This window comes from Brevibacillus fluminis (assembly GCF_003710825.1).
Lineage (GTDB): Bacteria > Bacillota > Bacilli > Brevibacillales > Brevibacillaceae > Brevibacillus_D > Brevibacillus_D fluminis.
Window position 1 is genome coordinate 242,330 of sequence record NZ_RHHQ01000006.1, and the last position, 7,671, is coordinate 250,000.

A 7,671-nucleotide genomic window follows, 5' to 3' on the forward strand; every position below is an offset into this window, starting at 1 on the left:
GAATGGGCTTTATGATAAAATGGTCCAGATTGATTGCACTTGTCGCGTTGATCGCCATCGCGTTTTTTCTAATGGGCACGACAACCGACAAGATCGCAAAGGATATTCGTTTAGGGCTGGATTTGCAGGGCGGCTTTGAGATCGTTTACCATGTAGAGCCGCTCCAGCAAGGCGCAGCTGTGACGGATGACCTGCTGAAAGCGACTGCCGCCATGATCGAGCAGCGGGTCAATATCGGGGGTGTCACAGAGCCGGAGGTAACGATTGAAAATCCAGACCGCATCCGAGTCAAGCTGGCCGGCGTGACAGATCAGGAGTCACTGCGCAACCTGATCGACAAGCCGGCAGTTCTCACCTTCCGCGATAGCAACGGTCATACCGTGATGCAAGGAACTGACCTTGCTCCTAATGGAGCAAGCGTCGGATTCGATGACTTGAAGCGGCCGGTGATCGGACTGAAGTTCAACGCTGCCGACAAATTCAGGGACGTGACGAAGGCGAATTTGCACCGGAACGTCGCGATTTATTTGGATGACACGATGCTGACCAATCCGGTCATCGATGAGGTGATCCCGGACGGAAGCGCGCAGATCAGAGGGCAGCGGACAGTAGAGGAAGCGAATCAGCTCGCCAAAATCATCAACGCGGGCGCATTGCCATCCAAGCTTGTGCAGCTACAGGCGAATCAAGTTGGCGCCAGTCTAGGGGCGATGTCGCTCGACAAGACCCTCACTGCCGGTTATATCGGTTTTGTCGCCGTACTTTTGTTCATGCTGGCAATCTATCGGATGCCGGGGATGATTGCGAATATCACCTTGCTCGTTTTTGCATACATCTGCATGGTCATGCTGGGCTGGATGGAGGCGACCTTGACCTTGCCGGGAATCGCTGGGTTCATCCTATCCGTCGGGATGGCGGTCGATGCCAACATCATCACCTATGAGCGGATTCAGGAAGAGATTCGCAGCGGCAAAACGATTCGGTCATCCTTTCGGGCTGGGCAGCGGCATTCGTTCGTGACGATCATCGATTCCCATGTGACGACGATCATCGCAGCAGTTGTGCTCTTGGCGTTTGGATCGAGTTCCATTCAAGGCTTTTCGATTATTCTGATCATGACGCTTGTGACCAGCTTGCTTACCAATGTATACGGGTCCCGCCTGCTGCTTGGTCAGGTGCTGGCGACCAATACGTGCAAGCGACCTGGATGGTTCGGCGTCAAGCGGGAGAACATTGCGGTTCAGCAGGACGAGCGGCAGATCGTCAAGTTTGACATCGTCAAAAATCGGCGGAAATTTTATGCTGTTTCGCTCGGAATCTTGCTGATTGGGTTGGTGACGATGATCGGGTTCGGGCTGAATCTTGGCGTCGATTTCAAAGCGGGAACGAGGCTCGATCTGATGATCGGCAAGCCGTTTCAAACCGCTGACATTGCGGCCGTGATCCAGCAGGATGTGCCGTCTGTCGACTTCAAGCCGGTGACAACCTTTGGCAGCAAGCAGGAATGGGCGACGACCACCTTTGAAAAGCCGGTGGTCAAGGCAGATCTGGAACGCATCCAGCATGACCTCCAGCAAAAATACGGAAGTCAGGTCAGCAGGCAAGAATCGACCGTATCGCCGGTGATCGCGGAAGAGATGGTGAAGAAGGCGGTGGTGGCCGTGCTGCTTGCGGCGCTGTGCATCGCGATCTACATTGCCTTTCGTTTCCAGCTTTTATTCGGCATCGCTTGCGTCATCGCGCTTTTGCACGACGTGTTCATTCCTATGGCGCTGTTCTCCGTGTTCCAGCTGGAGATCGACCTCACGTTCATCGCAGCGATGCTGACCATCGTCGGATACTCCATCAACGATACGATCGTGATCTTTGACCGCATTCGTGAAAATCTGAAAACGACGAAGGTACGAACGGTGGAAGACTTGCAGCAGATGGTGAACGTGAGCCTTTGGCAGACCATGCGCCGCTCGCTTTTTACCGTCGCCACAGTGTTTGTGACGGCTCTTTCCATCGCGGTACTCGGAAGCGAAGGAATCCGCAGCTTTTCGCTCGCGCTGATTTTTGGACTGGTTAGCGGCACGTATTCGTCGATCTTTATCGCAGCGCAAGTATGGGTGACGCTGAAGAAGCGAGAGTTTGCAAGAAAGCAAAAAGCAGCAATAGAATAAGGCAGGAAGCACAAAAAAGCAGGGACACGAACCTGCTTTTTTGATTTTTTCGAAACTTGTTCAGAAAATGTTCAGAATTGCGTGGTATAATTAACCAAGCGGCAATTAACGCAAAAAGCAATCGCCAGACACCTGTGCATCACACATCTTGAAGCGAGCATACGGCTATCTTTCCTGTCGATAGTCTGAGACGAAATGGGGATTGTGGAGGAGGGCATAAGGTGGAATCGGCAGGATATCGGGGGAAAAAAGTGAAGCGGGATGTGTTCAACTCGTACGGAATGCTGATCGTCGCAGCACAAACCGTTTTGACGGATGAACACCTCGATTTGATCAGGAATCATCGCATTGACATCACGACAGTCGCCATCATGACGGATTCAGAGGAAGAGGGCATCGCTTGCAAGCAAGAGGTGCAAAAAGCTGTAAGGGCTTCCAAAGAAATGTTTGACTCGATTCGGCATACGCGCAAAATACCGGTCATGCAGATGCGCAACGAAATCCTTCCGCTTGTCCGTGAGGTGACGGAACACACCAATGTGTTTCAACTGCTTGAGGCGGTTAAGGCCACGGATGAATACACGTATCAACACAATATCGGGGTCGGCATTCTTTCCACGATGATTGGCAAGTGGCTGAATCTGGGAGAAACCGAGCTTGCAGTCCTGTCTTTGGCAGCGACACTACATGATGTAGGAAAAATGCAGGTTCCGCTCGACATATTAAACAAACCGGATAAGCTGACGCAAGAAGAGTTTGCAGTCATCAAGCAGCACACCGTATTCGGCTATAATTTGCTTAAAGACACGCCCGGCCTCAACCACCGGACAGCGCTGGTGGCGCTGCAGCATCATGAGCGACTTGATGGTAAAGGCTATCCGTTCGGGATTACCGATAACAAGATCGACCTATTCAGCCGGATTGTAGCCGTGGCGGATATTTTTCACGCGATGTCTTCCAAACGGCCGTATCACAATGCGCTTCCCTTTCACGCGGTGATCAGCCAAATGCGAAAAGGGATTTTCGGGGCGTTAGATTCGTCGATTACGTCTCTGTTTTTGGACAACATCGTGAAAAAAATGGTCGGGGAGCAAGTGGTATTAACCGATGGCACGATGGGCGAGGTTGTCATGCTGAACCCGTTTGACATCGAGAAGCCTTTGATCAAAGCGAATGAAGGATTTATCGATTTGAGCAAAGAGAGTGATTTGCGCATTCAATCGATTTGTATGTAGGAAGCTAAAACGGTTGCTGATGCAGCCGTTTTTTGTGTGCGCCCTGAGCTCAGAAGGACACAGAAAATTGCGTCAACGATAGGGAATGCGTTTTAGAGTTTCGAAAACGTGAAGTTTTGCGATATAATGATCGTTGCGCAAATAAACATAAGGGAGCTTTTTAGATGGATTTTTTGGCATTGAAAGAAATCATCCATGGACGACGGAGCATTCGCAAATTCACGGAGCAGCCAGTAACACGTGAGGACATCGAGGATATCATCGATTGCGCTCGCTACGCTCCGAGCGACACCAACTCGCAGACATGGGAATTCATCGTCATAACCAACCGCGAAAAAATTAAAGAAATCGAGCAAATTACGTGGGATGCCCTGCACGAAAAAGCGGCGCAAGCGACGGAAAAAGGCTTCGAAAAAGAAGGCAGACTGCTGGTGCGCTCCTTTGGACCGTATGCAACCGCATTTTCGGATGCGCCTGCCCTGATCGTTTGCTTGGCAACGCCGTATGAATCGAAATTCCGTGAAAAAATCTTTGAACCGATTGAACTGGTTCCGCATAACGTTTGGGACGAGGAAGGCATCAAGAGCAGCTGTCTGGCATCGCAAAACCTGATGCTGGCTGCGCATGCAAAAGGGTTGGGCACATGCCCGATGACCGGACCTGTACTGTTGGCAGCGGACAAGCTGAGAGAGATGCTCAGCATTCCGGCGCAAAAGCAGATCAACATGGTCATCGCGCTTGGACATCCGCAAGATACGCCGAAAAAGCTGCCTCGCAAAGAAGTAGCCGAAATCACCCATTTCATTGAGTAGTCGATGAAGCCATAAAAGAATCTCTTCACAAGTGGAAGAGGTTCTTTTTTGTGCGTTTGCACCAGTGATTGACATTTTTTGGTTGGGTCATGAAAATAGAAAAGGAAGAAGCAACAGGCAAGCGGAGGGATCAGATGATAGAGGCTTGTGAAAAAGCAAAGGAGCTGAAAGTATGAGTGTGAAAGTGAAAAATTTCGCTGTCATTCAATTACCGGTTAAAAATCTGGAAGCATCGATCAAATGGTATCAGGAGCTGCTGGGCATTCCTTTCACATTCCCGTATACGCCGGGCGACAATGAAGCGTGGCTGAATGTGGGCGGGGTGGGGCTCGGATTGGTTCGCTCGCCAGAGGTGCCGCACCTTGATTTTTGCAATATGAACGGCCAGCCGCAGCCGATCCTTTCACTTCAGGTTGATGAAATTCAGGCTGTTTACGCCGAGCTCAAGGAAAAAGGGATTGATGTCGGCGAGATGGTTTACAAGAAGGGCGGTGGCTACAGCTTCACGTTTCGCGATCCGGATGGTCACCTTTCGAATTTGTGGGGCGGCTGGCCTTCCGCTGAAGAGGATCTGGATAAGTAAACGAAGAGCAGCAGTATATCGGCATGAAAAAACGAACCTGCAGAGGGTTCGTTTTTTTGTGCAGCGTGGGGTTATGGGGTTGGCTGCTTGTTAAGTAGATGATCGTTCAAGATGCTGCTTTCCAGGACATCAAAATCGCCGTACACTTTCTCGATATGCCGTTCGCCCCAATCGCACAGCGCATTTAAAATCCCCTGCAGACTCCAGCCGTATTCACTCAGCTCGTAGATGACCTTTGGCGGCACTTGGTTGAAGGTGATGCGATTGATGATCCCGTCCTCTTCGAGCTCACGCAGCTGCTGTGTCAGCATTTTTTGGGTGATACCCGGCATGAGCCGCTTCAGTTCGCTCGTTCGTTTCGCGCCGCGCGTCAGATGGCAGAGGATGACGCATTTCCACTTCCCGCCGATCACGTCAAGGGTTGCCTCCACCGAAATGTTATATTTCTTTTCCATGATTCCCTACCTCCTTATAGGCACCAAAAAGTATCTATATCACTTTTTCGTTACTATGGTACTTGAAAGTGTGTACTTCTCTTTTTGTCGCATCTATACCATAATAACTCTTGCCAGCTGGTTTTCAATGATTTTCTTATTACTACATGATTCAAAAACAGAGAAAAGGAGAAGGATAGGAAACCATGTCTACCAATAAAAAAAGAAGCACTTGGGCATTGCTTGCACTGGCTGTTAGCGCCTTTGCGATCGGTACCACCGAGTTTATCAGTGTGGGCCTCTTGCCGCTCATTGCCTCGGATTTACACATTTCTGTCACTACGGCGGGATTGACCGTCTCTCTATATGCATTGGGCGTCACGTTTGGGGCGCCAGTTCTGACCTCGCTGACATCGAACATGTCTCGCAAATGGCTGTTGCTCTGGATCATGATCGTGTTCATTATCGGGAACAGCCTGGCGGCGACTGCGACCAGCGTCGGCGTACTGCTTACAGCGCGGATCATCTCCGCCTTGTCGCACGGCGTATTCATGTCAATTGGATCGACAATCGCCGCCGATCTGGTTCCGGCCAATCGGCGGGCAAGTGCCATCGCGTTTATGTTTACGGGATTGACGGTCGCCACGGTGACCGGGGTGCCGTTTGGTACTTTCATCGGTCAGCAGTTCGGCTGGCGGACGGCATTTGTGGTTATCATTATCACAGGGGTAATTGCACTCTTGGCAAACGGGCTGCTCATCCCACGTGACCTGCGCCAAGGAACACGCACAACGATGCGTGATCAAGTGAAGCTGGTGACAAACGGTCGTCTCGTACTGCTGTTTTTGATCACCATGCTTGGGTATGGCGGCACATTCGTCGTATTTACGTATTTATCTCCGCTGCTTCAGGATGTTACCGGATTTAGCGAAGGGACGGTCGCCATCATCCTGCTGGTGTATGGCATTGCGATTGCGATCGGGAACACAATCGGCGGTAAAGTTGCAAACCGCAATCCAATCGTCGCGCTCTTCTACATGTTCATTGTCCAAGCCATCGTGCTGTTTGTCTTGACATTCACGGCTCCATTCAAAATCGCGGGCCTGGCAACGATTTTCCTGATGGGCATCCTCGCATTCATGAACGTGCCGGGCTTACAAGTATATGTTGTCCAATTGGCACAGCGATTTGTGCCGGGGGCCGTTGATGTCGCCTCGGCGATCAATATAGCGGCATTCAATGCCGGGATTGCGATTGGCGCGTATTTGGGAGGAGTGATAACCGATTCGATAGGCCTCATTCATACGCCATGGGTTGGCGCGGTGATGGTCGCGGCAGCTGTTCTGCTTACAGGCTGGAGCATGGGACTGGAAAAAAAGGAGAAACGACAAATAAAAAGCAGCGAATACCAAATCGCTGAACATTTCTAAGGAGGAAAAGAAGATGAATAAACACTTGCAAGAAACGACAACACTGCATAACGGAGTACAAATGCCATGGTTCGGGCTTGGCGTATTCAAAGTGGAGGAAGGACCTGAGCTGGTCAATGCAGTGCGGGCAGCAATTGTCCACGGCTACCGCAGCATCGACACCGCTGCGATCTATGGGAATGAAGAAGGGGTAGGCAAAGGAATCCGCGAAGGTCTCGCTGAAGCTGGCATCGCACGGGAAGAGCTGTTCGTGACGTCCAAAGTGTGGAACGCCGATCTCGGCTACGAATCTACGCTAGCTGCTTATGAGCAAAGCCTGGCGAAGCTCGGACTCGATTATCTCGATCTGTACTTGATTCACTGGCCGGTTGCTGGTAAATACAAAGAAGCGTGGCGAGCGCTGGAAACGTTGTACAAGGCGGGGCGCGTGAAAGCGATCGGAGTCAGCAATTTTCAGATCCACCATTTGGAAGACTTGATGAAAGATGCCGAAATCAAGCCGATGATCAATCAGGTGGAGTACCATCCGCGTTTAACGCAAAAAGAGGTGCAAGCTTTTTGCCGTGAGCACGGCATTCAGATGGAGGCATGGTCCCCGCTCATGCAAGGTCAATTGCTGGAGAATGAAACGTTGCAAGAAATTGCCCGCACCTATCAAAAATCTGTGGCACAGGTCATCCTGCGCTGGGACTTGCAAAACGGGGTTGTTACGATTCCGAAATCGACGAAAGAACACCGCATCGCTGAAAATGCCAATGTATTCGATTTCGAGCTGACAGCAGATGATATGGCCCGAATTGACGCGTTAAACCAAAACCATCGCGTCGGCCCAGACCCAGATAACTTTGATTTTTAAGCGAAAAAAAGCGCCCGATCACTGAACTGCACCCCAATTGTTAGACACATAACAATTGGAGGTGCAGTTTTTCTATGGCTAAATTTACTATAGACGATAAATTGTCAGCGGTTCATCGCTATTTAGAAGGGACAGAGAGTTATGAATCGATTGCCT

General features: G+C 50.6%; 7 protein-coding genes. 6 read left to right on the forward strand and 1 reads right to left on the reverse strand.

Features of this window, described 5'->3' with window-relative positions; all coding sequences use genetic code 11:
• The first annotated feature begins 11 nt into the window (after positions 1-11).
• The 4 genes from secD (at position 12) to EDM56_RS06850 (ending at position 4,795) form a co-directional block, all read left to right on the forward strand.
• Positions 12-2,165 (forward strand): protein translocase subunit SecD, encoded by a 2,154-nt coding sequence (gene secD, locus EDM56_RS06835; RefSeq protein ID WP_183192321.1) that lies wholly within the window; start codon positions 12-14, stop codon positions 2,163-2,165.
• A 221-nt stretch (positions 2,166-2,386) separates the two neighbouring features.
• Positions 2,387-3,400, forward strand: a complete 1,014-nt coding sequence (locus EDM56_RS06840) for an HD-GYP domain-containing protein (protein ID WP_246009290.1) — start codon at positions 2,387-2,389, stop codon at positions 3,398-3,400.
• A gap of 164 nt (positions 3,401-3,564) precedes the next feature.
• Entirely contained in the window at positions 3,565-4,212 is a 648-nt protein-coding gene (locus EDM56_RS06845; protein WP_122917142.1) for a nitroreductase family protein, read from the forward strand.
• Between the two features lie 172 nt (positions 4,213-4,384).
• Positions 4,385-4,795 (forward strand): VOC family protein, encoded by a 411-nt coding sequence (locus EDM56_RS06850; RefSeq protein ID WP_122917143.1) that lies wholly within the window; start codon positions 4,385-4,387, stop codon positions 4,793-4,795.
• A gap of 71 nt (positions 4,796-4,866) precedes the next feature.
• On the opposite strand, the gene EDM56_RS06855 is transcribed toward EDM56_RS06850, so the two are convergent.
• The gene (locus EDM56_RS06855) at positions 4,867-5,253 is read right to left on the reverse strand and encodes a winged helix-turn-helix transcriptional regulator (RefSeq protein ID WP_122917144.1); all 387 of its coding nucleotides are present in this window, start codon (positions 5,251-5,253) and stop codon (positions 4,867-4,869) included.
• Positions 5,254-5,435: 182 nt separating this feature from the next.
• On the opposite strand from EDM56_RS06855, the gene EDM56_RS06860 reads away from it, so the two are divergent.
• Positions 5,436-6,659 carry an MFS transporter gene (locus EDM56_RS06860; RefSeq protein WP_122917145.1) on the forward strand — a complete coding sequence of 408 codons (1,224 nt, stop codon included), beginning with the start codon at positions 5,436-5,438 and terminating at the stop codon, positions 6,657-6,659.
• A gap of 13 nt (positions 6,660-6,672) precedes the next feature.
• Positions 6,673-7,515, forward strand: coding sequence for an aldo/keto reductase (locus EDM56_RS06865; protein ID WP_122917146.1), 843 nt, complete (start codon positions 6,673-6,675; stop codon positions 7,513-7,515).
• The last annotated feature ends 156 nt before the right edge of the window (positions 7,516-7,671 follow it).

Coding starts and splice junctions, on each gene's coding strand:
- EDM56_RS06850 (WP_122917143.1), top strand. CDS start 4,385: ATGAGTGTGAAAGTGAAAAATTTCGCTGTCATTCAATTACCGGTTAAA.
- EDM56_RS06845 (WP_122917142.1), top strand. CDS start 3,565: ATGGATTTTTTGGCATTGAAAGAAATCATCCATGGACGACGGAGCATT.
- secD (WP_183192321.1), top strand. CDS start 12: ATGATAAAATGGTCCAGATTGATTGCACTTGTCGCGTTGATCGCCATC.
- EDM56_RS06860 (WP_122917145.1), top strand. CDS start 5,436: ATGTCTACCAATAAAAAAAGAAGCACTTGGGCATTGCTTGCACTGGCT.
- EDM56_RS06865 (WP_122917146.1), top strand. CDS start 6,673: ATGAATAAACACTTGCAAGAAACGACAACACTGCATAACGGAGTACAA.